This window comes from Lysobacter capsici (genome assembly GCF_018732085.1).
Taxonomy (GTDB): Bacteria; Pseudomonadota; Gammaproteobacteria; order Xanthomonadales; family Xanthomonadaceae; genus Lysobacter; species Lysobacter capsici_A.
The window spans coordinates 5,510,981-5,533,986 of the sequence record NZ_CP076103.1 but is presented as its reverse complement, the minus strand read 5'-3'; the positions used below and the strand labels follow the sequence as shown (position 1 = coordinate 5,533,986).

The window sequence follows — 23,006 nt, the reverse complement described above, 5'->3', positions numbered from 1 at the left end:
CTCAATGTAGATCGCGCATCTTGCCGCATCGGCGAGCGCGGGGAGCGGGATTAACCGGGCGCCTCAGGACGAGGTCGGGCATGACGAAACTGGATTTGCCGTTGCGCAGTGCGCTGTCGTATCTGGCGTGGCCGCTGCTGTATGGCTTGGGCCTATGCGGAGCCGGCGCCGCGTTCGCCAGCGACAGGCCGCTGCTTTGGTTCAACCTGATGTATCTGTGCATGGTCGTCGTCATCGCCGCAGGCGAGAGGTGGCTGCCGTACGAAAACACATGGCTGGACAACGACGGCGAGACCTTCTGCGATCTGGCCCACACCTTGCTCACCAAGGGGCTGGCGCAGTTGGGCGTCGCCGCGGCCAGTACCTTGGCCATCTCGACGGCCTTGATCGCGCAGCCGTCGTTTTCCTTGTCGTCGATGCTGTGGCCGAGCGCTTGGCCAATGCCTGCGCAAGTGGTGCTCGGGCTGGTCGTGGCCGAGCTGGGGCTGTATGTCGCGCATCGGATGGCGCATACGCATGAAGCGCTATGGCGATTCCACGCGCTGCATCACAGCGTGACTCGCTTGTGGGTGCTCAACACCGGGCGATTCCACCTCGTGGACTCGTGCTGGAAGGTCGCGGTCAGCCAGACACCGCTGTACGGGCTGGGGGCCCCGTTGACGGTGATTGTATGGATCAGCGCCGTGACCGCCGTCACCGGCCTGCTCACCCATTGCAACATCCAGATGCGCACGGGACCTTTGGACTGGATATTCAGCACGCCGCGCTTGCACCGCTGGCATCATTCCAAGGTCTTGGCGGAAGGAAATCGAAACTACGGCGAGAATCTGGTGTTGTGGGATCTGCTGTTCGGAACCTATCTCAACCCGACACGAAGACCACCGGCCGACATTGGCATCAATGGCCGGATTGCGCGCGGCTTCCTGGCGCAACTGAAGCAACCGTTCACCCGGGCAGGCGTGCGGTCGATACTCGGCGTACAGACCCAGGCGAAAACGCGGCAAGATGTCGATATGCAGATATAGCGTCGATGCCGGCAGGTTCGAGAAGCAGCCACGCGGTGGGAGGCGGCCCGATTCCGATCCATCCCGCGCGGCAATCCGCGACTGCCCACGCCGATGCGACCGGCGTCAGAAAACCCAAGCCCGACGCGGGCATCCACCGCTGGATCGCCCCGGTGACGGGCCACTCAGACGAGGAGCACGAGATGACATCGATTCTACGGTCCGGTCATCGCCGGCCGCGCCTTTGCCATGCCGTTGCTCTGATCGCCGCGTTGCTGGTCGTCCCGGTTCCAGTCATTGCCGCGCAGGCGACGGCCGGACCTGCCGAACAGGTCGATCACTATCTTCAAATGCAGATGGACAAGCTGAGGATTCCCGGTTTGGCCGTCGCGGTCGTGAAGGATGGACGCGTCGTACTGACGCGCAACTACGGTATCGCCAGCGTCGAATTCGCCCAGCCGGTGCGCGAGGACACGGTATTCGCGATCAATTCGGTGACGAAGGCATTCACCGGCGTAGCGGCAATGCGGTTGGTGCAGGAGGGACGGCTCGACCTGGTCGCGCCGGTCGCTCGTTATCTTGGCGATCTGCCCATAGCCTGGCGCGGCATCACCATCCGCCAGTTGCTGAGCCATATGTCCGGCCTGCCGGACGTCATGCGCGCACCGACCGTGGAAACCGACGCCGCCGCCGCATGGGCCTGGACCCAACAGCAAGCCGTCGTCTTCCCGCCAGGCCAGCGCTTCAGCTATTGCCAGACCAACTACACGTTGATCCAACGCGTGATCAATACGATCGAGGGCCGCCCGCTCGATTCCACCTTGGCGGACGATCAACTGCGTCTGGCCGATATGACGCGAACCTTCTACGGCGATGCCTACGACGTAATTCCGCAGAAGGCGCCTACCTATCGCTGGGTAAAACCGGCGCTGCCCGTTGATGGGCGCAGCGGCGTGGCATCCGATGCGCCACGGGTCATGAAAGCGGCTTCCGAGCGATTCCAGCCTTTCCGTCGAGCCTCTTCCGCACTGAACAGCACCGCGGCCGACTTGGCGCAGTGGCTGATCACCATCGACACCGGACGCATGCTGACGCCGCAGGCGCGCGAGACGATGTGGACGCCGGTGACCTTCGCCAGCGGAGAGAAGGGGCAATGGGGCTTGGGCTGGCAAGTGCTGGCACGCGGCAGCCATCGTGCCGTGGGAATGACGGGCGGCGGTCGCGCCGCTGTTTTCGTCTATCCACAAGACCGTGTAGGCGTAGTCATCCTCACCAATCTGGCCGGCTCCTATCCCGAGGACATGGTCGACAAGGTGGCGTCCCTGTATGCACCCGGCCTTCCTCTGACCGGTGTGCCGGCGCTGCGGATCGCGCTCGAAGAACAAGGGTACGATCGCGCGCAACAAGCCGCCGCCGCCATCGAGGCCAAGGACAAGACGCTTACGTGGTCGGAAACGGAACTCAACGACTGGGGATACAGATTGCTCAGCACCGAGCATGCCGGGGATGCGCTGGCAATTTTCCAATTGGCCGTGAAAAAATTCCCGCGCAGCGCCAATGCGGAAGACAGCCTCGCTCAAGCCTATCGCGCGATCGGCGACAGCGACGCCGCCGCGCTTCATTATCGGCGCGTACTGCAGTTCCATCCGGGCCATGCCGGCGCGCTGCGACAGCTCGCCGAACTGAAGCAGAGCATCGACAATGAGCCGAGCACCACCCGATAGCGGCTACCTCTCACGCGCCGGGCGGCTGAAATCCCTGCTGCACGCGCTGGCGTTCTGCCTGACTGCCGCGCTTGCCCTGGTTGTCGCCAGTATCGCGTCTCGCCAGTTTCCCGGATGGCCGGAAGAGGTCGTCATCGGAGCGGTGGCGGCATTGCTCACGTGGGCGCTGACGGCTGCATTCCTGCGTCGGGACCGAAAGCGCTTCGGTGATGTCGGACTCGCATGGGATCGCCGAACACATGTGCGCTTCTTCATCGGCCTGGCGATCGGTTTCGCATTGGTGGGCGTACACGTCGCCATTCTTGCCAGCACGGGCGACGTGGTCTGGACGCGCAATAGCGGGGTCGATGCGACAGGGACGGTCGTCGCTGCGTTCGGATATCTGCTGCTTGCATTGCGCGAGGAAATCGCCTTTCGAGGCTACCCATTGCGCACGCTGTTGCCCGCGTTCGGCGCAGCCGGTGCGCAGCTGATGGTCATGGCCGTCTTCGTGGCCGAACATCGGCTAGGCGGCGCCACGTGGAGCAATGCCATCATCGGCGCAGGCTTGGGCGCGCTGGTGTTTGGCATGGCGGCCTTGGCGACGCGCGGCATCGCACTTGCGTTGGGGCTGCATGCGGCGTGGAACTTCGGCGACTGGATGCGCGGCGGCAAACAGGGCCATGGGGTATGGACGATGCATATCGAAAAGGCGCACTCGGCCCACGTTGACCAAGTCGCGCTAGCGGCGTACGCAGCAATAATGCTGCTGATGCTGTTTTTCTTCGCCGTCATCCATCGCCAGAATGAGATTCCCGTAAGCAAGCGCGATCCAGGCATCTGAGCGCTGACATCCGCCAATACAGTCTGCGAGGTAGGCGCTCCCCAGCGCCAAGTGGGACCAAAAGCCGTCCGCGCGGCCGACCACCAGAAGATCATCGAACCGTTGCACGATAGCGAGGGGTCGGACCTGCTGCGATTTTTGTTGTGCCTTGCAACATAAAATTTCGGCTCCGGAAGCCTTGCAGTAAAGCGTTCTCCTGTTTATGGTGCAATCGATTGCATGTGGGCGAATTGTTAGGTTTCACGCCGGTTGGGAGGCCGGAGATGAATGGGTATCTATTCGACCGAAGCGACGCATCCAAGCGGTGGCTGGCGTGCATCCCGCAGCAGGGGCAACGCCTCGAAAGATTCGTCTGAAAAAACTTTCGTTTGCGGTTTGAGGACTTCGCGATGAGCTCTTTGAACCCCAAGCTCACGAGGCGAAACGCGATAGGCGCCGCGATGATGGCCGGTCTCGGGCTGGCCGCGGGCGGGATTGCGCCCGGGCTTGCCGCGGCAAAGCCGCTCAAGGGCAAGCTCAAGCATTCTGTCGCGCGTTGGACCTTCCCGAAGCAGTCGGTCGCCGAGCTGTGCCAGACGGTGAAGGGCATCGGCTTTTCCGCCATCGACCTGGTCGGCCCGGACGACTGGCCCACCTTGAAGGCGCATGGCGTGGTCAGCTCGATGTGCAACGGCGCGGAGATCGGCCTGACCAAAGGCTTCGCCGCCACCGAGTTCCACGATCAGTTGGTGGAGCGCTACACCCGCCACATCGACCTGGTGGCGGATGCCGGTTACCGCAACCTCATCTGCTTTTCCGGAAATCGCAATGCAATGGATCCCGCGGAAGGGATGGCGAACGCGGAGGCGGGGCTTAAACGCATCCTCGGGCATGCCGAGAGGCGCGGCGTCATGCTGGTGATGGAGTTGCTGAATTCCCGGGTGGACCATCCCGACTACCTGTGCGATCACTCCGTGTGGGGTATCGAGCTGTGCAAGCGGATCGGTTCGGACAACTTCGGGCTGCTGTACGACATCTATCACATGCAGATCATGGAAGGCGACATCATCGCCAGCATCCGCAAGAACCATGCGTTCTTCAAGCATTACCACACCGCCGGCGTGCCCGGCCGGCATGAGATCGGCGCGGACCAGGAACTCAACTATCCCGCGATCTGCCGCGCGATCCGCGACACCGGTTTCGACGGCTATCTGGCGCAGGAGTTCATGCCGCAGGCGCCCGATCCCGTCGCCTCGCTGCGTGAAGCGATACGCCTGTGCGACGTTTGAAATCGATATCCACCTAGGTAAATACCCATGGCAGACAATCACTACGACGCCATTGTCGTTGGATCAGGAATCAGTGGCGGTTGGGCTGCCAAGGAACTGACCGAAAAGGGACTCAAGGTCCTGATGCTGGAGCGCGGCCGCAACATCGAACACGTCAAGGGCTACGTCAACGCGATGAAGGAGTCGTGGGACTTCCCGCATCGCGACCGCCCGACCCAGGCGATGAAGGCGGACTTTCCGGTCCTCATGCGCGACTACGGTCTGGCGGAAAACACGATGGGGATGTGGGCCAACGAAAAGGACAGCCCCTACACCGAAACCAAGCGCTTCGACTGGTTCCGCGGCTATCACGTCGGTGGCCGCTCGTTGCTGTGGGGCCGGCAGAGTTATCGATTTTCGGATCTGGATTTCGAAGCGAACCTCAAGGACGGCATCGCCACCGACTGGCCGATCCGTTACGCCGACATCGCGCCGTGGTACGACCATGTCGAGAAATTCGCGGGCATCGCCGGCACCGTCGAAGGACTGGACGTTCTGCCCGATGGCCAGTTCCTGCCGCCGGTCCCGTTGAACGTCGTCGAGAAGGATGTGGCGGCGCGGATACAAAAAGCATTCGGCGGCACGCGCCACCTGATCCACTCGCGCACCGCGAACATCACCCAGCCCAAGCTCGAGCAGGGCCGGGTCAATTGCCAGTATCGCAACAAGTGCATCCTGGGTTGCCCGTACGGCGCTTACTTTTCGACCCAGTCGGCGACGCTGCCGGCGGCGATGAAGACGGGCAACCTGACCTTGCGCCCGTTCTCGATCGTCAAGGAAGTGCTTTACGACAAGGACCGCAAGCGGGCACGCGGGGTGGAGATCATCGATGCCGAGAACGGCCAGACCTATCAATACACCGCCGACGTCATCTTCCTCAACGCATCGACCTTCAATTCGACCTGGCTGCTGATGAATTCGGCCACCGATGTGTGGGACGGCGGGCTGGGTTCGTCCTCGGGCGAGCTGGGGCACAACGTCATGGACCATCATTTCCGCATCGGCGCCGCCGGCACGGTCGAGGGTTACGACGACAAGTACTACTTCGGCCGCCGCCCGTGCGGCTTCTACATTCCGCGTTTCCGCAATCTCGGCGGCGACAGGCGCGACTATGTGCGCGGGTTCGGCTACCAGGGTTCGGCCAGTCGCACGGGATGGTCGCGCGACATCGCCGAACTCAGCATCGGCGCCGACCTGAAGGACGCGTTGAGCGTACCGGGAGACTGGCGCATCGGCATGACCGGTTTCGGAGAGATGCTGCCGTATCACGACAACACGATCAGCCTCGATCACAATCGCAAGGACAAGTGGGGGCTGCCGGTGCTGGCGATGGACGTGAGCCTGCGCGAGAACGAATTGGCCATGCGCAAGGACATGGGCGCGGACGCCGCCGAAATGCTGGAGGCCGCGGGCGTCAAGGACGTCAAGGTGCAGAAGGGCGACTATGCCCCCGGCATGGGCATCCACGAAATGGGCACGGCGCGAATGGGCCGCGATCGGAAGAGTTCGGTACTCAACATGCACAACCAGGTCTGGGATGCGCCGAACGTCTACGTGACCGACGGGGCCTGCATGACCTCCAGTGCCTGCGTGAATCCGTCGCTGACGTACATGGCGCTGACCGCGCGCGCGGCGGATCATGCGGTGCGCGAACTCAAGGCGGGGAACCTGTGATGGAACGTCGCGAGCTTTTGAAGATGATCGCGGCCGCCACCGGCGCGGCAATGATCGGCATGCCGGCGTTCGTCTACGGACAGGCGCCGGTCGCGAACGGCAAGACCGCCTTCTCCGACAGCGAAGTGGCCAAGCTGGACGAGATCGCGGAAACCATCCTACCGCGGACCAAGACGCCCGGCGCGAAGGATGCGGGCGTGGGCCTGTTCATGGCGCAGTTCGTGACCGATTGCTACACGCCCGGGTATCGGACGATCTTCCGCGAGGGGCTGGCCGACATCGACAAGCGCGCCGGCGGTGACTTCATGTCGCTGACGCCCCAGGCCCGCACGGAATTGCTGCGTGTGCTGGATGCCGAAGCCGGAAAGCAACGCGACGCGACCGACGTGGCCACCGGGGGCGCCAATCCAGGGTCGGTGAAGCTGCATTACTTCGCGATGATCAAGCAACTCGTGCTTTTCGGTTATTTCACTTCCAAGGCGGGCGCGACACAGGCGCTGCGCTACGTCGCCGTGCCGGGCCGCTACGACGGCGAGGTGGCCTACGAGCCGGGCACGCCGGCGTGGGCGACCAACTGATGAAGCACCGTCTTGCTCGAGTCGATCTTCTTGGGGGAATGATGACCAAACCGGTCCTGATGGCTTGGTGTGTGCTGGCCGCGGCTCCTGCGTTCGCGCAGGCACAGGGCGGGCAGCAGCCCGATCCGGCCAAAACCGAAGTCTGGAAACCGATCCCCATGGCGGTGGCCACGCCCAGGGACGCCGCGCCATCCGACGCGGTGGTGTTGTTCGACGGCAAGGACCTGTCGGCCTGGGAGAGCGAGCTGGGCGGCAAAGCCCCGTGGGCCGTAGCCGGCGGCGCGTTCACCGTGGTGCCGGGCAGCAAGGGCATCCGTACGAAGAAGCGCTTTTGCGACATCCAGCTGCATGTCGAATGGCGAAGCCCCGCCAAGACCCAGGGATTCGACGGCCAGAAGCGCGGCAACAGCGGGATTTTCCTGCAGGAGCTCTACGAGTTGCAGGTGCTCGACAGCTACGACAACCCGACCTATGCCAACGGCCAGGCGGCTTCGATCTACAAGCAGGCCATCCCGCTGGTGAATGCCTCGCGCGCGCCGGGCCAATGGCAGGTGTACGACGTGATCTGGAAGGCGCCGCGCTTTTCGGAAGGCGGCGGTCTTGCATCGCCCGCTCGCATGACCGTCCTGCACAACGGCGTGCTCGTACAGAACGACACCGTCTTGTCGGGCAAGACCGAATACATCGGGGCGCCGTCGTATGCGCCGCACGGCTGCGCGCCGATCTATCTGCAGGATCACGACTCGAAAGTCAGCTTCCGCAACGTCTGGGTGCGCGAGTTGTAACCGACAGGCGCGCAGCGAACCTGCGCGCCCGCTCGCTACTGTTTCAGGAAGGCTGCGATGTCTTCGACGTCCTTGGGCGACAGTTGACCGAACGGCGGCATCAGTCCGCCGCCTTTCTGGATCTTTTCCTTGATCTGCTTCGGGTCGAGCCGCTTGGTCACATCGGTCAGGGCGGGAAACGTCCCTGCGATGCCCGCGCGGTCGGGACCGTGGCAGGCCGAGCAGTTGTCGGCGTAGAGCTTGGCGCCTGCCGCGGCATCCTGCGCGGTGGCGGGTGCGGCCATCAGCGCCGCGGCGAGGAAGGACAGGGCCGCTATCGGGATGAATTTGAACATGGTCATTCCTTGGTGCTAGCGACCCGCGCCTGCGGGCAGGTGCTCGTTGAGGTAGGCCGCGCCGGTCTTGATGACGGCGGCCGGGTCGAACGGATGGTCGTGTTCGATGATGTACCACCGCACGCCGGCCCGCGCGGCGGCGGGAAGGATCGCATTCCAGTCCAGCACGCCTTTGCCCACGGCGGCGAAACCGTCCTCGTCCTTGGCTTGACCTTGTGGCGCGTTGTCCTTGGCATGCACGGCAAACACACGCCCGCGGAACTTGCCGAGCAACGTCGCCGGGTCGTAGCCCGCGCGCGCAATCCAGGCCAGGTCGAGCTCGGCCTTGAGCTTGGGGCCGGCGCCTTCGAACATCAGTTCAAGGCCGGTCTTGCCGTTGAAATCGACGATCTCGAAATCGTGATTGTGGTACGCGAGCGTCATGCCCTTGGCCTGGACCTTCTTCGACATCTTGCCCAGTTCCTTGCCCAGCGCGGTCCAGCCGGCGGCATCGGTCGGACGCTCCTCTTTCTTCAGGTAGGGCACCACGAGCGTGGTGTTGCCGATCGACTTGTTGAACGCCACCACCTTGTCGAGGTCGCTGCGCAGATCGGACAACTGCGCGTGGGTCGAAACGACCTGGATCGAATACTTGTCCAGAAGCTGCTTGAGATCGGTGGCCGACACATTCTGCGTGCCGACGGTCTCCACGGCGTGGATCCCCGCGTCGTGGACGATCTTCAACTGCTCATCGAGCGAGGCGATGTTGCGCAGTGTGTACATCTGCACCGCGATCGGCCTGGCGTGGGTGTTGGTGTTCTGCGCGAAGGCGGGCAGGGCAGTGAAGAACATAAGCAGAGCTGCCGCAATGCTGCGCGGTGTGGCGATCATCATGGGTTCCTCCCGGGATTGTGATGACTACGGACTAGGTAATGGCTCACGTGTCGCTGTACCTGCGGCATCGGGTGGACCGATGCGCCTCGCTCTCGTTCAACCGATGGGAGTCCAGGCGCGCGTCCTGGACGATGCGATGACGCGATCGACGATCAGGGCCGAGCGCAGTCCGTCCTCGAACGTCGGCAGCCCTTCCGGCCGTTCGGCCGCGATGGCGCGATAGGTATCCGCGACAAAGGCCTCGAAGCAGTAGCCGTAACCTTGCGCGTGGCCGACCGGCAGCACCGAGAGCCTGCGTTGCTCGGAACTTCCCGCGGCCGGGCCGCGGACGAAGATCTCTTCGCGCTGGTCGGGCAACCCGATCCACAGTCGCTCGCTGTCTTCCTGGTCGAACGCCACGCTGGCCTTGGCGCCGTCGATCTCGAACCACAGGCGATTCCTGCGCCCGGCCGATACCTGGCTGACGGTCAATGAGACCAGGGTGCCGCCCCCGGTCTTGAACATGGCCGCGGCGACGTCTTCGCTCGATACGGCGTGCATTCCAGCCTCTGTCGTCGCAGTGGCGAAGCTCTGGCTGGTGGCGGCGCTTCGCTCGGCGATCACCGTTTCGAACGCGGCGCTGACTTCGACGAATCGTTCCCCGGTGACCCATTCGACCAGATCGCACCAGTGCGATCCGATGTCGGCGAACACGCGCGAGGCGCCGCCCAGGGTCGGATCGACGCGCCAATTGTTGCTGGCAGGATCCATCAGCCAGTCCTGCAGGTAGCTGCCGTGAATGAGGCGCAGCGGCCCCAGGTCGCCGTGGGCGATGCGCGCGCGCGCTTCGCGTACGACCGGGTGATAGCGATAGACGAAGGGCACCGTGGCCGCCAACCCGGTGGATGCGGCCAACGCCGCCAGGGCCCTGGCGTCGTCCAGCGTCGTAGCGAGGGGTTTTTCGCAGATCACGTGCTTGCCGGCCTCCAGCGCGGCCTGCGCCATCGCGCGATGCAGGTGGTTGGGCGTGCAGACATGCACGACCTGTACCTGCGGGTCGGCGACGACTTCTTCGATATCGCGATAGGCCCGCGGAACATCCCAGGCTGCTGACACGTCGCGCGCGCGCTCGTACGACGACGCGCTCACGCCCCTGACGACGGCGCCCGCCAGGACCGCCGCGCGGCGATGCACCTCGCCGATCATTCCGGTACCCACGATGGCGATTCCAAGCTTGCTCATCGATCTGGGTCCTCAGTGCGCCGATGGTGCGGACGATTGCGCGGACACGGCGGCCGGCCGTTCGCGGAACAGGAACACGAAGGCCAGCAGCACGACCAGCGCGACGCCCGCCGGGAACAGCCAGATCTGCTGCCAGTCGCGGCCTGCCGCGGTGGTGTAGTGCTCCACCACCGCGCCCGACAGGAAGCTGCCGATCAACATGCCCACGCCGTAGGTCGCCAGCGTGATGAAGCCTTGCGCGCTGCTGCGCGAGGCGGGGCCTGCATGGGCGTCGGTATAGATCTGGCCGGTGACGAAGAAGAAGTCGTAGCAAATGCCGTGCAGCACGATGCCGGTCACCAGCAGCGCGAACCCGGCGCCGGCATCGCCATAGGCGAACAGGACATAGCGCAGTACCCACGCCGCCATGCCCAGCGCGAGCATGGTCTTGACGCCGAGCCGTGCGAACAGGAACGGCATCGCCAGCATCAACAGCACTTCCGACACCTGGCCGAGCGACTGCAGTCCGGCCGCGCCGCGCACGCCGAGATCGTTGAGGTAAGGGTTGGTGAAGTTGTAGTAGAACGACAGTGGAATGCAGATCGCGATCGAGGCCAGGAAGAACACCAGGTAAGAACGCGACTTCAACAGGCGCAGCGCATCCAGCCCCAGGATCTGTCCGAGCGTTGCGCTGCGTTGCTGTTCCAGCGGCGGCGTGTCCGGAAGGGTGAGCGCGTACAGGCCAAGGAGCAGCGAGGCCGCCGCGGCCATCTGGAAGGTGAGTTCGAGCCGATGGGCCTGCTCCCAACCCAGCCAGCCGATCAAGACGCCTGCGACGATCCAGCCGATGCTGCCGGCGACACGGACCGGCGGGAACTGCTTTTCGGGCGCGTGCATATGCCGCATCGCGATGCTGTTGGCCAGGGCCAGCGTGGGCATGAACAACAGCATGTAGATCATCACGCAGGCCGAGAACGTGCCGAAACTCGTGGCCGTGGAGGCCTTCCACATCAATACGGCGCCGGCCAGATGCAGCACCGCCAGGATGCGTTGCGCGGCGAAGTAGCGATCGGCGATCAGCCCGACCAGGAACGGCGCGACGATGGCGCCGATGGACTGGCTGAGGAACGCGGTCGCCACCTGGCTTGCGCTGGCCTGCAGCGGACCCTGCACCAGGTAGGTACCCAGGGTCACGAACCACGCACCCCAGATGAAGAACTGAAGAAACATCATCGCGCTCAAGCGCGACATGGTGGACGTCATGACTTCCCCTCCCAGGTAAGTGTCGGATCAAATCCCCAGCATGCCGCGCATCGTGTCCGCACCGGCGCCGCTGTCGGCGAAATCGTCGAAGGCGCGCTCGGTGACGCGGATGAGATGATCGCGGATGAAGGCGGCTCCCTCGCGCGCGCCGTCCTGCGGATGCTTCAGGCAGCACTCCCATTCCAGTACCGCCCAGCCCGGGAAGTCGTACTGGGCCAGCTTGGAGAAGATCGCCTTGAAATCGATCTGGCCATCGCCCAGCGAGCGGAATCGTCCGGGACGATCGATCCAGTTCTCGTAGCCGCCATACACGCCGCTGCGCGCACTGGCGCGATATTCGGCGTCCTTGACGTGGAAGATGCCGATCCGCTCGTGATAGCGGTCGATAAAGCCCAGGTAATCCATCTGCTGCAGCAACAAGTGGCTGGGGTCGTACAGAATCTTCGCGCGTGGGTGATGATCGACAACGTCGAGGAATCGCTCGAAGGTCGCACCGTCGTGCAGGTCTTCGCCCGGATGGATCTCGTAGCACAGGTCCACGCCGCAGTCGTCGAAGACATCCAGGATGGGGCGCCAGCGGCGGCCGAGTTCGGCGAAGGCGGTTTCGACCAACCCGTTCGGCCGTTGCGGCCAGGGATAGAAATAAGGCCAGGCCAACGCGCCGGAAAACGTGGCATGCGCGCTGAGTCCAAGGCGCTGGCTGGCTTTGGCCGCCAGTGTCAGCTGCTCGACGGCCCAGGCCTGCCGCGCGGCTGGATCGCCGCGCTTTTCCTGCGGGGCGAAACCGTCGAACAAGATGTCGTAGGCTGGATGGACGGCGACCAGCTGACCTTGCAGATGCGTGGACAGCTCGGTGATCTGGATGCCGTGCCGCGCCAGCGTGGCGGCGACGTCGTCGCAGTAGGCCTGGCTGCGCGCGGCCTGGGCGAGATCGAAGAGGTGGGGCGCGCTGGTCGGCACTTGTACCCCACAATAGCCCAACCCGGCGGCCCACTCGGCCAAGGTGTCGAGCCGATCGAACGGAGGTTTGTCATCGATGAACTGCGCGAGGAACAGCGCTGGACCCTTGAGTGTTTTCACGATAATCCGCCCAATGCAATCGATTGCAATCCTAGCATGGGGTTATCCGGACACGCGTTGTGCACTGCACAGGAAACCGTACGACTGAGACATGGCAACCATCTACGACATCGCAAAACACGTCGGCGTCTCGGCGGGCACCGTGTCCCGCGCGCTGTCGCGGCCGGACAAGGTCCTGCCGGCCACGCGCAAGCGCATCGAGGAGGCCGCCGCGGCGCTGGCCTATGTCCCCAACACGGTGGCCAGGACGCTCAAGACCCAGCGAAGCGGCAAGATCCTGGTCACGGTCCCGGACATCGCCAACCCGTTCTTCGCGCAGATCCTGCAGGGCGCGGAAGAAGCCGCGCAGGCCGCCGACTACGCCGTGCTGCTCGGCGACACCCAGAACCGGCCGGATCGGGAAGAGCGCTACGCGCAGATGCTTCCGCGCAACGAGGCCGACGGCCTGATCGTACTGGGGCACCGGCTTCCACCGACGGCGCGCGAGATCGTCAAGCGGCTCGGCCTCACCGCGCCGGTGGTCAACGGCTGCGAGTTCGATCCGGCGCTGGGCATACCCAGCGTCCACATCGACAACGCCGCCGCCGCGCGCACCGCGATGGAGCATCTGTATGGATTGGGGCACGAGCGCATCGCCGTGGTGGGCGGCCCGCCCGACAATCCCTTGCATCAACAGCGGCTGGAAGGGGCCAAGGCGGCTGCAAGAGCAAAGGGTCGGTTACGTCTTATGACGGTCGTCCCGGGCGATTTTTCGGTCGAATCGGGCTATGTGGCCGCGAAAAAACTGTTGAGCCACGCGCCCGCGCCGACCGCCGCGTTCTGTTTCAGCGACCAGATGGCATTGGGCGTTCTCGCCGCATGCCGGGATCTGGCCATCCGCGTGCCGCAGGACTTTTCGATCGTCGGTTTCGACGATCTGGAATCGTCCCGCTATCTCACCCCGCCGCTTACGACGATCAGCCAGCCCATGCGGGAGATCGGCGTGCGCGCCGTCAACCTGTTGCTCGCGATCATCGAGGCGGTGGAAGCGCCGCATCAACAGACCCTGGATTTCAGCTTGATGGTGCGCGGGTCGACCGCCGCGCCCGGGGCATAAGACGCATTGGTACAGGCTTGAATGGAGGGTCGAACTTGGCGCCTGCGCAATGCATACGCAGTCGATGGCATCGGCACATCGGTAAAGGCTGGAACGGCCGGATCTTCCGGATTCGCGCGGCAAGCTGCGCTTGATCTTCTCCGCGCTTTCGCAAGGATGTCGCGCAGAATCTCATCTTCAACGGTGCCAGGCAGAAAGCCTGTTGCCGACAACGATCGCGAGCCGCGCGGTTGCAGTGTAGTGGTTGTCGTCTGATCGGTCGGGAAGGTGATGCATGAAGTCGAAACGATTTTCGCTATGGACGTTACTGGTCCTGTCTTCGGGTTGGTTACATGTGGCCAACGCCGTGGAGATTGCCGCGTCCGAGGTCGAGCTCAAGGCGCAGATACAGGCGGCGCTGGTGCCGTCGCCGTACCGACTGTCGCCGGCGGCGCGTCACGGCACCATCCGTTACCGGCTCGGCGAGCGCAACGGAGCGGTGGGCTGGTCGTGGCCGCAGACCGGCGAGCAATACGCGGTGCGCAGGTCCGATGGATTGGAACTGACAGTCTGCAAGAATTGCGGGCACGAAACAGCACCCGACGCAAAGGCGTTACGGCGCTATCTCGCACCTACGCCGTGGCTGCAAATTGGCGACCGCGCGGTGATCGGTTTCGCCCGTGCAGCCGGCGGCGGCAGCGTCGATGCACGCATGCGTCGCTTGGTTACGGCGGTGCAGGCACGCCTATCAGGACCCGTGGTCTATAGCGGCTACCACGGCGCGCGCGAGGCCTTGGCACGACGCGAAGGCGATTGTACCGAGTACGCGCTGTTGCTCGCCGCCGCCGCACGCGCCCGCGGAATACCGGCCCGGGTGGTCGCCGGCCTGGCCTACGGCAGCCGCTTCGTTGGTCAAGCGCACGCGTTCGGACCGCATATGTGGGTGCAGGCCTGGAACGGGGAGCGCTGGGTCAGTTACGACGCCGGCCTGGGCGAATTTGATGCCGGCCACCTTGCGTTGGTCGTCGGCGACGGCGACCCGGACAGTCTGCGCGGAGCGATGCGGGCAATCGCCGGGCTGCGTATCGAGGACGCGTTCGGCGTATTGGACGAAGACCGCGCGGCGAACTGAGGTTTCGCGAGCGCTCATTCGCGCGGCGGTGGTTCGCGCCGCATGGGTAGCTCAGGCAGGTGATGATCGTCGTCGACCCATTCGGCTTCGCCGGGCCGGCTGATACTACCGACGAACACCATCTGCAGGTCGGGCTCGACCAGGGTCTCGGGCGCTACCGGGGTCTGCGCCTGCGGTGTGGCATTGGGCGGAGTCAGCGGCGCCGCCTGCGACGATGCAGCGACATCGACCGGGCTGGCCGCGGCCGGCGCGGCGATCGACAAGGCCAACGCCGTACCCAGCGCCAATCGATACGAGACGCAGACCGGGCCGCTGGCCTGTCGCAACAACGCCGCGCGCTCCGTGTCGCTGCGTCCGTCCAGGCAATGCACGGTCTTGCCACACAGGCCGCAGTGGCCGTCGACGCGGCTGCGCGCCGCGTCGTCGAGTGGACAGGGTTGGTCGATACGAGGATAGCGGGCCATGGCGGGGTCCTTTACGCCGAATGATGGATAGTTGTAGCACGTGTCCGGCGGCTTGGGCCCCATGGATGGTGGTCGGTGCGGGGCATGTACCCGATAAGGCCAATGCGCGCGGCCAGCCAGCCGTGCGCTCGGTGATCTCGACTGTCGGGCGTTGGTGATTAGTAGTTCTCCAGGATCAGCGACGCCATCGCTGTGCTATTGGAGCGCTTCTGCGGCAAGGGTCATTGGGCGGAAAACGGCTAACGCAGCAAACCTGAGAATGGCCATTCTCAGACACTGACGCACGAGATATTTGAGCCAAGGCCGTGTAGCGGTATCGGCGGAGCTCAAGTGACAGATCTTTCTGGTGATAGTACGGCGACGACAAGAGCCATGCCTCGTATCGGGCCGACATTCATCCCGAGTCCGGAGAAGGCTGCGCGTATGAACGCATCATCCTGCGCTCTGCCCCCTCAGCGATCAGCGTCTTCAAGCATGGCTCGCTCGAAATCGCCTAGATCCCGTTCCAGACGCCATTGCAATCGCGCCTTGGGACTGCCGCCGAGGAATCGCGTGCAAGCGGCGTCGGGTGTTGTCGACAGCGCGGCGCATTCCGGTACGCGAGCGCCACCGGCTCGGGTCTGCCACAGGCTGGCGCCGGGCAAGAATGCGTATTGCAGCCCGTCGCGGGCGATCTGCTTGAGGTCGAGGTAGCGCAGTCCGTGCTCGCGCACGGCGCGCAGATATTCGTGGGTCATGTCGCTGCGCAGCACGCCCTGGTCGTCGGTCGACAGGACGACCGGCACGCCCGCCGCGCGATAGAGGGTCAGCGGATGATCCTTGCCTTTCACGCCCAGGATCACCGCGTTGCTGGTCAGGTTGATTTCGACCGCGATCTCGTCGCGGGCCATCCTTTTCAGCAGCGCGGCCGCATCGTGTTCGTACGCGATGTCGACACCGTGGCCGATCCGCGCGGCGCCCGCGCAGACGACCGCATCGTGGATATGCGACCGCAGGTAGCGCGGCGGGACCAGGCCGAGCGTCAGTTCGCCCGCGTGCAGCGACATCGGCACGCCGGGATGCTGTTTCTTCAGGTGGGCGAGCATGCGCATATGCAGCGCATAGTCTTGATCCGATGCCGGATGGTGCTCCGGGCCGAGCAAATTGACGCCGACCCATCGCGGGTCGGTGTCGGCCAGGGCGAAACCGAAGGCCAATGCCGCGAATACCTGGGGCGCGGGCCAACTGCGCTGGGAAGGGACCTGGTAGCGAACTTCGATGTCGCAAGCGGGCCGGGGTGCGGCGCCGTTGCAGCCGAGCATCGCCGCGACCTGAGCGTCGTAACGATCGAGATCCGCGCGGGCCCGGGCGATGGCCGCCGGCAACATGGGAGCGAGCGTGGATGCAAGTTTGGCGAAGTCGTTGGCGTCGCCGCGCATCTTCTTCGCCGCTTCGAGCAGCGGCTGCGCGGCGAGCGGCATGGCGATCAGCTCTACGTAGCTCACGCGGTCGCCGGCGGCGGCTTCGCGCGCGGTGGCGATTTTCGCGGGGAAGCTGCTTTGCGAGATGGGGCGGAATCCATCGAAGGCGGCGAAGAAGCGCTCGCGCGCCGGCTGCACCGGATCGCCGATGCCCTGTTCGACGCCGCGTGTCGACAAGGTATCGACTACCTGCGCGTAACGCAGATAGGCCTTGCTCGCGAGATCGCGCGCGGGCATGCGGCCGGGCGCATCGCAGGGCGGCGGGACGATGCTGTTGCTGTCGGTGGCGATGCACATCCCCTGGTCGCCGGCCCAGCGAAGATAGTCCTCGGCATAGACCGACCCGCCAAGGTGGTTGTGCAGGTCGGCGCCCTTGGGCATCGCCTGCAGAAACATCCGCAGCTGGGCAGGGCTGTCCGCGATCTGGTCGAAGCGAACGGCGACCTTTGCTTCGGCCTGATCGCGCGCCGCGCCGTGGACCGCAGGCGCCGCCGTCAGGAAAATGCACAGCAGCAAAGCCTCGGGCCGCGGCCGACGAAAGCTCGAAGTTGGATTCATCGCTTATCCCCAGGTCGAAAGTGATTGCTCGCCGAAGGATCTTCCCACGCCGCGCGTCAAGCCTTTACGCGTAGGCGACATGGACCGGTTTCGTCGGCAGCGCCGCTCTTGCTGAGCTAGGATTCACCGAACGGATTCGCCGGCGACACAGTCCGGTACCCGCACTCCACGGACCGGCCAGCATGAAGATCCCTATCAGAAGAACCATCATCGTCAACGGCAGCGAGTGGGATTTCGGCCGGTCCATCCACGACGCGGCGCTGATCGGCGACACGGTGGTCGTGACGTTCTTGCCTGACGACGGGGAGCCTTCCATCCTCGCGCTGGACCTGGGTCGCAACGTGCTTTGGAGCGACCTCGATCTGGCGCATTTCTCGCGCGATGACGATCATCTGGTCATGTACAGCATCGCCGGCGAGGAGCCTTTGAGCTTCTACCTCGACGTGGGCTACATCGCCAGAGTCGATGTAAAGACCGGCGCGCTGATCGAGATGCAGTTCGTAAAGTGAGGCGACATGTACGCGAAGCGCTCAGCTGCACTGATGGTGGCAGTCGGATCGATCGCGCTCGCGTCGTGCGCCCGGATGCCGACCGAGTCACTGTATTACCCGGTCATGATGCCCGTTCGGGCGGAGCCGCCGTTCGAACTTGCCGGGCGCCCCACGTTCGACGCCGACTCGGAAAATCAAGCCGCTGTGCGCGACGATGCCTTGTTATCGCAACTGTATGATGAGCTTCCCGATCTCATGACGAATCGGGCCGGTGTGACGCGCAAGCGGGAAGAGCCCATTGTCTCCAACGGAAAACCTTACCGCAGGGTCTGGCTGACCTATCAAGATACTGCGATGGTCACCATGCAGGGAGCGTGTGGTCAGAACATCCACATGTGGCTTGCGCCATCGGGCGAGGTCGCCGAAATCTATGTTGGGATGATGATGTGTCCGCTCATGACGCCATCGCGCTAGACCTGCCTGGATGTCCCGCAGCGGATCGTTCGTGCTGCCGTTGAAATCCATGGCGCGTCGGCCGGACGATCCGCGACCGGACGACATGAAAAAGCGGGACCCATGCCTGGGCCCCGCTTCGAATAGCAACGTCGATTGGACGCGATGAAACCTTACATCTCTACGATCGGACCACCCGGATCCGGCGCCGGCGGGCAACCCTGGCTCTGGCTGCAGATTCCGACCAGGCGCCAGTTCGCGCCGCGGCATTGGTAGAGGTAGCCCGGATCGACCGGGTGATCGTACGCGACCTGGAACAGCTCGCCTTCGTGCGCCAGCGTGCATTCGTAGGTCGGCTCCGCCGAGACCGGCATGGCCGAAACCATCGCGCCGACGAAAACAGCCAGCACGGCCCCTTTTGCAATCCATCCCTTCATGCTTTATCCCTCCGTTGAAAGCCGCCCCGATCGTTCCCCCTCATCGGTCGGACAGCGCGCGCAACCCTGGCGTATCGCGATGACGCGACCCTCCCGGAAGCGGCGGCGGCCTCCGGAATTATCGGGAAAGGCGACGCTAGCACAGGATGTGTGCCGTCCGTAATTGCCGGGGACTGCGACGAAGGTCGATTTGCGGCTGCGTTGCGACGTTGTAGTCAGTCATGCGAGCGCGATTTTCTCGCGCGGCTACGCCTTGATGAAATCGACGAACGCGCGCAGCGGCGCGGGCACCAGGCGTCGCCCGGGGTAGTAGAGAAACGGCCCGGAAAACGGCTGCCACCACGGCTCCAGCAACGGTTCCAGCGCGCCGCTGTCTAAATGCGGACGCAGCCAGTCTTCGAACAGATAGATGATGCCGACGCCGGCGATCGCCGCATCGACCGCGAGATCGGTGGCCGCGCCGATCTGCACCAGCAGCGGGCCGGACGGATCGACCTGGATCAGTTCGCCGTCGCGTTCGAACTCCCACAACGGCATCGCGCCGCTGCTGAAACGTCCGCGCAGGCAGGTGTGAGCGAGCAGGTCGCGCGGGTGCCCGGGCCGGCCGTGCCGGTCGAGATAGGCGGGCGACGCGGCCGTGGCGAAGCGTTGCATGCGCGGACCGATCGGCACCGCGATCATGTCGTGTTCCAGGCGCTCGTCGTAGCGGATGCCGGCGTCGCAGCCGGCGGCGAGCACGTCGACGAAGCTGTCGTCGACGTTGATCTCCAGGCGGATATCGGGATACGCGGCGAGGAACCGCGGAATGATCGCCGGCAGCACCAGGCGCGCGGCGCTGACCGGCACGTTGAGCCGCAAGGTGCCGGCCGGTCGGCTGCGAAATCCGTTGACCACATCGAGCGCGGCGTGGACTTCGTTCAAGGCCGGTTCGAGCCGCTCCAGCAGGCGCGCACCGGCTTCGGTCGGCACCACGCTGCGGGTGGTGCGATGAAGCAGGCGGACGCCGAGCTGGGTTTCCAGCCGGCGCACCGCTTCGCTCAGGCCCGAGGCGCTGCTGCCCGACGCGCGTGCGCCTTCGCGGAAACCCTTGGCGCGCGCGACCGCGAGGAAGGCGTTCAAATCGCTGAAATCGATGTCCATTGTTCGCAATCCCGCACGGCCCGTGCCGATTCTAGACAGTTATCGAACAGCGGGGCCGGCCTCAGGATGGTGCCACGTCTCTCACGCACAGGTTTCCCCCATGTCCAGCATCGACCACAGCGGCACCTTCCAACTCGGCGATCGCACCGTGAAGCGCCTGGGCTACGGCGCCATGCAGCTCGCCGGCCCCGGCGTGTTCGGCCCGCCGAAGGATCACGACGCGGCCCTGGCGGTATTGCGCGAGGCCGTCGCCAGCGGCGTGAACCACATCGACACGTCGGACTTCTACGGCCCGCACGTCACCAACCGGCTGATCCGCGAAGCGCTGGCGCCGTACGGCGACGATCTGGTCATCGTCACCAAGGTCGGCGCGCGGCGCGGCGAGGATGGCTCCTGGTTGCCGGCGTTTTCACCCGAGCAGCTGACCCAGGCCGTGCACGACAACCTGCGCAACCTGGGCCTGGACGCGCTCGACGTGGTCAACCTGCGCTGCATGTTCGACACCCACGGCCCCGCCGAAGGCTCGATCGAAGCGCCGCTGACCGCGCTCGCCGAGCTTCAGCGCGCGGGCCTGGTGCGGCATATCGGGTTGAGCAACGTCACCTCCGCGCAGGTCGCGCAGGGACGCGGCATCTGCGAGATCGTCTGCGTGCAGAACCACTACAACCTCGCGCATCGCGCCGACGATGCGCTGATCGACGAACTCGCGCGGCAGGGCATCGCCTACGTACCGTTCTTCCCGTTGGGCGGGTTCAGCCCGCTGCAATCGTCCGCGCTGACCGATGTCGCGCGCCGCCTCGACGCCACCGCGATGCAGGTCGCGCTCGCCTGGCTGTTGCGTCGCGCGCCCAACATCCTGCTCATCCCGGGCACTTCCTCGCTGGCGCACCTGCGCGAGAACCTGGCCGTGAGCGAGCTGGCGCTTTCGCCGCAGGTCATGGCGCAGTTGGATGCGATCGCCGCCTGAGAGCATCCCCTCCAGGGGGTCGCGCAACACGAACCCGATCAACGATTCGAATCGGCCGATTCGGTCGTAGGCACCGTGGCGCGCCAGCCATCGTCGATCCGGTGATCGCGCAACATCTCGATGAAGGTCTTGAACGACGCGCTGGCATAGGCCTCTTTCCAGGCATGCTCGGCCAGTTCGGTAAGCCGCTTGGAGGCCGCCAGCGATGCATTGTCGAATTGCAGCAGTCCATCGCGGCTGGTGTCGGGCGTGCCCTCGATGCGCTGATAACGGCTTTCGAGAATGTGGTGGAGGATGCTGTCGGTGAGTTCGCGCTGGGCCGACGACATCGTGGTGTACAAGCGCCCGTTGCGAAGCCAGCCCAGCGCGCCGAGGTTGGGATTCTCATGCACCGAATGGCGCGGGCTGGCCACGTTGGTGCCCAGGCTGAGGACATGGATGTCCGCGATCGGCACCTTGCAATAGTGGCTGGCCTCGTGCAGGCCGAACATGCCCGGTGAGTTCGCGAAGATGCCCGCGTCCACGTACAACTGGTCGCGCAACATGGCCAACGGGAAATACGTCGGCGCCGCGGTCGCCGCCATCGCGATCTGCGCCATCGGCAGGTCCGCGTAATACCAGTTGCGTGGGTTGTGCGGCGTCTTGATGATTTCCAGGCGCCCGGTGGTCGCATTGATCACCGGAATCAGCAGACGCGTCTTCGCCTCGCTCAGTTTGCGGTGCTCGCCGATGATCGCATCGACGGTTTCGCCGACCGTCTCGCCGCGGTAACGCGAACGGAACATGTAGCGGATGCTGGACAGGTAGGCGAGGGCGCGGTGCGAGCGCCAGCGATGGCCGGGGAAGATGGTCGTGCCGCGTTGCAGGAATCCGGCTTCGATGTCGCGGGCCGGGGTTCCCAGCGACAGGCCCATCGCCGCGAGCGCGCCGATCGAGGAGCCGCAGATCAAGTCGAAGGCCTCGCCGATCGGTCGATGTAGCGCGCGTTCGAGTTCGCGCAGCAACACCGCCTCGTGCAGGCCGAGATAGCCGCCGCCCGACAGGGCGAGAATGGTGAATGCCATGCAGGTCTCCGCGACGCGATCGGCGGGTCGTGCCAGTGAGGCCAGTCAACGCGCCCGGCGCGGAAAATGCAACGGCGCGGCCTGTTCGATTCTGGCGGAATGGCATGGATCGCGCGGGCCGCGGATGGGCGGGCGTCGCCACGCCGCCCCATGCCTCGATTCGGCTCAGGCGGGCCGCGGCGGCCGAGTCTTCGAACTCGTCCACGGGACCAAGTGCCGGTCGCGGGAAGTCGGGTGCCCGCAGGCCGGCGGCCATTGCCATGCGCACGACCCGGGCCGTACATTCACCGCCGATCGTCTTGTCGAATCGGGTTGCGAGCGGCCCGACGATTCATTCGAATTCATGCCGAGGCCGCTTCGCGGGTCGGCCCAGCCGTGTACGGGACCTCATGACCGATTCTGCTCGCGAGCTTACGAAACAGCAGTACGAGGCCACGTTCTCGCCTCCGATGCTCGAGGTGACCAACCGCGCCGACGAGGTCGTCGATCTGTGGGCGTACGCGGACCCGATCATCGAGGAGCGGTATCACAACTGCTCCGCCTGGGAATGGCGGGTCGCCCACGTCTACGAAACCCGCGACGGTTCCTACCAGCACATCAATATTCCGGTCCCGCGCAACAATACCTACCTCAGCGTCATCGTCGACAAGCCCAGGCGCTCGATCGTCGGTCATTACATGCTCGATCTGGGCGCGCGCTACCCGGACAGGGTCGAGGACGGCGTCTGACCATCGCCAGGCCAAGACCGCTTCGCGGCTTGGGTTCGACTTTCACTCAGGCGTCCGTCCGTCATGACAGATCTCCAGTTGGCTGAAATCGCCTATCCCTCCGGCGCCATCGAGTATCGCTATTCGCGTTACCTGCGATCCGACGGCGCTGCGTGGATACGCCATGGCCTGTTTCGCGCCTACCACGAAGACGGCTCGCTCGCGTCCGAAGGCCATTACGAGCACGGCCAGGAGCACGGCCGATGGCGCGACTACCATCTCAATGGTCGACTCGCCGCGGAAGGCGACTACGCAAACGGCGTCGAGGTCGGCACCTGGCGTTACTGGTCCGACGACGGCTCGCCCGAATCAGCGGACGCGGCGTAAGCGCTCGTTCGTTCGCTTCAAACCA

24 protein-coding genes are annotated in these 23,006 nt (G+C 64.7%); 14 read left to right on the top strand and 10 right to left on the bottom strand.

Annotation, left to right across the window (positions count from 1 at the left end):
• Positions 1-80 precede the first annotated feature (80 nt).
• The 7 genes from KME82_RS23065 (at position 81) to KME82_RS23035 (ending at position 7,895) form a co-directional block, all read left to right on the top strand.
• Entirely contained in the window at positions 81-1,025 is a 945-nt protein-coding gene (locus tag KME82_RS23065; protein WP_215496096.1) for a sterol desaturase family protein, read from the top strand.
• A gap of 5 nt (positions 1,026-1,030) precedes the next feature.
• Positions 1,031-2,728, top strand: coding sequence for a serine hydrolase domain-containing protein (locus KME82_RS23060; protein WP_215496095.1), 1,698 nt, complete (start codon positions 1,031-1,033; stop codon positions 2,726-2,728).
• Positions 2,706-3,551, top strand: coding sequence for a CPBP family intramembrane glutamic endopeptidase (locus KME82_RS23055; protein WP_215496094.1), 846 nt, complete (start codon positions 2,706-2,708; stop codon positions 3,549-3,551). Before KME82_RS23060 ends, KME82_RS23055 begins: the two co-directional genes overlap by 23 nt.
• A 440-nt stretch (positions 3,552-3,991) precedes the next feature.
• Entirely contained in the window at positions 3,992-4,819 is an 828-nt protein-coding gene (locus KME82_RS23050; RefSeq protein ID WP_252255863.1) for a hydroxypyruvate isomerase family protein, read from the top strand.
• A gap of 27 nt (positions 4,820-4,846) precedes the next feature.
• A complete protein-coding gene (locus tag KME82_RS23045; RefSeq protein WP_215496092.1) occupies positions 4,847-6,532 on the top strand; it encodes a GMC oxidoreductase in 1,686 nt (561 codons plus the stop codon).
• Positions 6,532-7,110: a gluconate 2-dehydrogenase subunit 3 family protein gene (locus tag KME82_RS23040; RefSeq protein WP_215496091.1), complete on the top strand. Its 579-nt coding sequence runs from the start codon at positions 6,532-6,534 to the stop codon at positions 7,108-7,110. Before KME82_RS23045 ends, KME82_RS23040 begins: the two co-directional genes overlap by 1 nt.
• Before the next feature lie 41 nt (positions 7,111-7,151).
• Positions 7,152-7,895: a 3-keto-disaccharide hydrolase gene (locus KME82_RS23035; RefSeq protein WP_215496090.1), complete on the top strand. Its 744-nt coding sequence runs from the start codon at positions 7,152-7,154 to the stop codon at positions 7,893-7,895.
• Positions 7,896-7,930: 35 nt separating this feature from the next.
• Here KME82_RS23035 and KME82_RS23030 read toward each other — a convergent pair whose 3' ends face one another.
• From KME82_RS23030 to KME82_RS23010, 5 genes are all read right to left on the bottom strand, one after another.
• The gene (locus KME82_RS23030) at positions 7,931-8,230 is read right to left on the bottom strand and encodes a c-type cytochrome (RefSeq protein WP_215496089.1); all 300 of its coding nucleotides are present in this window, start codon (positions 8,228-8,230) and stop codon (positions 7,931-7,933) included.
• Positions 8,231-8,245: 15 nt separating this feature from the next.
• Entirely contained in the window at positions 8,246-9,103 is an 858-nt protein-coding gene (locus tag KME82_RS23025) for a sugar phosphate isomerase/epimerase family protein (protein ID WP_215496088.1), read from the bottom strand.
• 96 nt (positions 9,104-9,199) lie between these two features.
• On the bottom strand, positions 9,200-10,324 hold the full coding sequence (locus KME82_RS23020) for a Gfo/Idh/MocA family protein (RefSeq protein WP_215496087.1): 1,125 nt from the start codon (positions 10,322-10,324) through the stop codon (positions 9,200-9,202).
• 12 nt (positions 10,325-10,336) lie between these two features.
• The gene (locus KME82_RS23015) at positions 10,337-11,566 is read right to left on the bottom strand and encodes a nucleoside permease (RefSeq protein WP_215496086.1); all 1,230 of its coding nucleotides are present in this window, start codon (positions 11,564-11,566) and stop codon (positions 10,337-10,339) included.
• Between the two features lie 27 nt (positions 11,567-11,593).
• Positions 11,594-12,646 carry a sugar phosphate isomerase/epimerase family protein gene (locus tag KME82_RS23010; RefSeq protein WP_215496085.1) on the bottom strand — a complete coding sequence of 351 codons (1,053 nt, stop codon included), beginning with the start codon at positions 12,644-12,646 and terminating at the stop codon, positions 11,594-11,596.
• 91 nt (positions 12,647-12,737) lie between these two features.
• Here KME82_RS23010 and KME82_RS23005 point away from each other — a divergent pair, with 91 nt between their 5' ends.
• Together KME82_RS23005 and KME82_RS23000 are read left to right on the top strand one after the other, a co-directional pair.
• Entirely contained in the window at positions 12,738-13,742 is a 1,005-nt protein-coding gene (locus tag KME82_RS23005; RefSeq protein WP_215496084.1) for a LacI family DNA-binding transcriptional regulator, read from the top strand.
• 334 nt (positions 13,743-14,076) lie between these two features.
• The gene (locus KME82_RS23000) at positions 14,077-14,853 is read left to right on the top strand and encodes a transglutaminase-like domain-containing protein (RefSeq protein WP_215496083.1); all 777 of its coding nucleotides are present in this window, start codon (positions 14,077-14,079) and stop codon (positions 14,851-14,853) included.
• Between the two features lie 14 nt (positions 14,854-14,867).
• On the opposite strand, the gene KME82_RS22995 is transcribed toward KME82_RS23000, so the two are convergent.
• Positions 14,868-15,317 (bottom strand): hypothetical protein, encoded by a 450-nt coding sequence (locus KME82_RS22995; RefSeq protein ID WP_215496082.1) that lies wholly within the window; start codon positions 15,315-15,317, stop codon positions 14,868-14,870.
• Positions 15,318-15,769: 452 nt separating this feature from the next.
• The gene (locus tag KME82_RS22990) at positions 15,770-17,335 is read right to left on the bottom strand and encodes an adenosine deaminase (RefSeq protein WP_430538757.1); all 1,566 of its coding nucleotides are present in this window, start codon (positions 17,333-17,335) and stop codon (positions 15,770-15,772) included.
• Positions 17,336-17,517: 182 nt separating this feature from the next.
• Between KME82_RS22990 and KME82_RS22985 the strand changes: the two genes are divergently transcribed.
• Together KME82_RS22985 and KME82_RS22980 are read left to right on the top strand one after the other, a co-directional pair.
• A complete protein-coding gene (locus KME82_RS22985; protein ID WP_215496081.1) occupies positions 17,518-17,844 on the top strand; it encodes a hypothetical protein in 327 nt (108 codons plus the stop codon).
• A 6-nt stretch (positions 17,845-17,850) separates the two neighbouring features.
• Positions 17,851-18,300 carry a hypothetical protein gene (locus tag KME82_RS22980; RefSeq protein WP_215496080.1) on the top strand — a complete coding sequence of 150 codons (450 nt, stop codon included), beginning with the start codon at positions 17,851-17,853 and terminating at the stop codon, positions 18,298-18,300.
• A gap of 152 nt (positions 18,301-18,452) precedes the next feature.
• Here the strand turns inward: KME82_RS22980 and KME82_RS22975 are convergent, their stop codons facing one another.
• A complete protein-coding gene (locus tag KME82_RS22975) occupies positions 18,453-18,716 on the bottom strand; it encodes a hypothetical protein (protein WP_215496079.1) in 264 nt (87 codons plus the stop codon).
• A 246-nt stretch (positions 18,717-18,962) separates the two neighbouring features.
• Entirely contained in the window at positions 18,963-19,835 is an 873-nt protein-coding gene (locus tag KME82_RS22970; RefSeq protein WP_215499179.1) for a LysR family transcriptional regulator, read from the bottom strand.
• A gap of 121 nt (positions 19,836-19,956) precedes the next feature.
• Between KME82_RS22970 and KME82_RS22965 the strand changes: the two genes are divergently transcribed.
• A complete protein-coding gene (locus KME82_RS22965) occupies positions 19,957-20,823 on the top strand; it encodes an aldo/keto reductase family oxidoreductase (RefSeq protein ID WP_215496078.1) in 867 nt (288 codons plus the stop codon).
• Positions 20,824-20,861: 38 nt separating this feature from the next.
• Here KME82_RS22965 and KME82_RS22960 read toward each other — a convergent pair whose 3' ends face one another.
• Positions 20,862-21,887, bottom strand: a complete 1,026-nt coding sequence (locus KME82_RS22960) for a CBASS cGAMP-activated phospholipase (protein WP_215496077.1) — start codon at positions 21,885-21,887, stop codon at positions 20,862-20,864.
• A gap of 389 nt (positions 21,888-22,276) precedes the next feature.
• Between KME82_RS22960 and KME82_RS22955 the strand changes: the two genes are divergently transcribed.
• Together KME82_RS22955 and KME82_RS22950 are read left to right on the top strand one after the other, a co-directional pair.
• A complete protein-coding gene (locus tag KME82_RS22955) occupies positions 22,277-22,615 on the top strand; it encodes a hypothetical protein (protein ID WP_215496076.1) in 339 nt (112 codons plus the stop codon).
• Between the two features lie 63 nt (positions 22,616-22,678).
• On the top strand, positions 22,679-22,981 hold the full coding sequence (locus KME82_RS22950; protein WP_215496075.1) for a toxin-antitoxin system YwqK family antitoxin: 303 nt from the start codon (positions 22,679-22,681) through the stop codon (positions 22,979-22,981).
• The last annotated feature ends 25 nt before the right edge of the window (positions 22,982-23,006 follow it).

Excerpts from the sequence above, each read along its gene's own strand:
- KME82_RS23065 (WP_215496096.1), top strand. The coding sequence starts at position 81 with ATGACGAAACTGGATTTGCCGTTGCGCAGTGCGCTGTCGTATCTGGCG.
- KME82_RS23060 (WP_215496095.1), top strand. The coding sequence starts at position 1,031 with ATGCCGGCAGGTTCGAGAAGCAGCCACGCGGTGGGAGGCGGCCCGATT.
- KME82_RS23055 (WP_215496094.1), top strand. The coding sequence starts at position 2,706 with ATGAGCCGAGCACCACCCGATAGCGGCTACCTCTCACGCGCCGGGCGG.
- KME82_RS23050 (WP_252255863.1), top strand. The coding sequence starts at position 3,992 with ATGATGGCCGGTCTCGGGCTGGCCGCGGGCGGGATTGCGCCCGGGCTT.
- KME82_RS23045 (WP_215496092.1), top strand. The coding sequence starts at position 4,847 with ATGGCAGACAATCACTACGACGCCATTGTCGTTGGATCAGGAATCAGT.
- KME82_RS23040 (WP_215496091.1), top strand. The coding sequence starts at position 6,532 with ATGGAACGTCGCGAGCTTTTGAAGATGATCGCGGCCGCCACCGGCGCG.
- KME82_RS23035 (WP_215496090.1), top strand. The coding sequence starts at position 7,152 with ATGACCAAACCGGTCCTGATGGCTTGGTGTGTGCTGGCCGCGGCTCCT.
- KME82_RS23030 (WP_215496089.1), bottom strand. The coding sequence starts at position 8,230 with ATGTTCAAATTCATCCCGATAGCGGCCCTGTCCTTCCTCGCCGCGGCG.
- KME82_RS23025 (WP_215496088.1), bottom strand. The coding sequence starts at position 9,103 with ATGATGATCGCCACACCGCGCAGCATTGCGGCAGCTCTGCTTATGTTC.
- KME82_RS23020 (WP_215496087.1), bottom strand. The coding sequence starts at position 10,324 with ATGAGCAAGCTTGGAATCGCCATCGTGGGTACCGGAATGATCGGCGAG.
- KME82_RS23015 (WP_215496086.1), bottom strand. The coding sequence starts at position 11,566 with ATGACGTCCACCATGTCGCGCTTGAGCGCGATGATGTTTCTTCAGTTC.
- KME82_RS23005 (WP_215496084.1), top strand. The coding sequence starts at position 12,738 with ATGGCAACCATCTACGACATCGCAAAACACGTCGGCGTCTCGGCGGGC.
- KME82_RS22995 (WP_215496082.1), bottom strand. The coding sequence starts at position 15,317 with ATGGCCCGCTATCCTCGTATCGACCAACCCTGTCCACTCGACGACGCG.
- KME82_RS22990 (WP_430538757.1), bottom strand. The coding sequence starts at position 17,335 with ATGAATCCAACTTCGAGCTTTCGTCGGCCGCGGCCCGAGGCTTTGCTG.
- KME82_RS22985 (WP_215496081.1), top strand. The coding sequence starts at position 17,518 with ATGAAGATCCCTATCAGAAGAACCATCATCGTCAACGGCAGCGAGTGG.
- KME82_RS22980 (WP_215496080.1), top strand. The coding sequence starts at position 17,851 with ATGTACGCGAAGCGCTCAGCTGCACTGATGGTGGCAGTCGGATCGATC.
- KME82_RS22975 (WP_215496079.1), bottom strand. The coding sequence starts at position 18,716 with ATGAAGGGATGGATTGCAAAAGGGGCCGTGCTGGCTGTTTTCGTCGGC.
- KME82_RS22965 (WP_215496078.1), top strand. The coding sequence starts at position 19,957 with ATGTCCAGCATCGACCACAGCGGCACCTTCCAACTCGGCGATCGCACC.
- KME82_RS22960 (WP_215496077.1), bottom strand. The coding sequence starts at position 21,887 with ATGGCATTCACCATTCTCGCCCTGTCGGGCGGCGGCTATCTCGGCCTG.
- KME82_RS22955 (WP_215496076.1), top strand. The coding sequence starts at position 22,277 with ATGACCGATTCTGCTCGCGAGCTTACGAAACAGCAGTACGAGGCCACG.
- KME82_RS22950 (WP_215496075.1), top strand. The coding sequence starts at position 22,679 with ATGACAGATCTCCAGTTGGCTGAAATCGCCTATCCCTCCGGCGCCATC.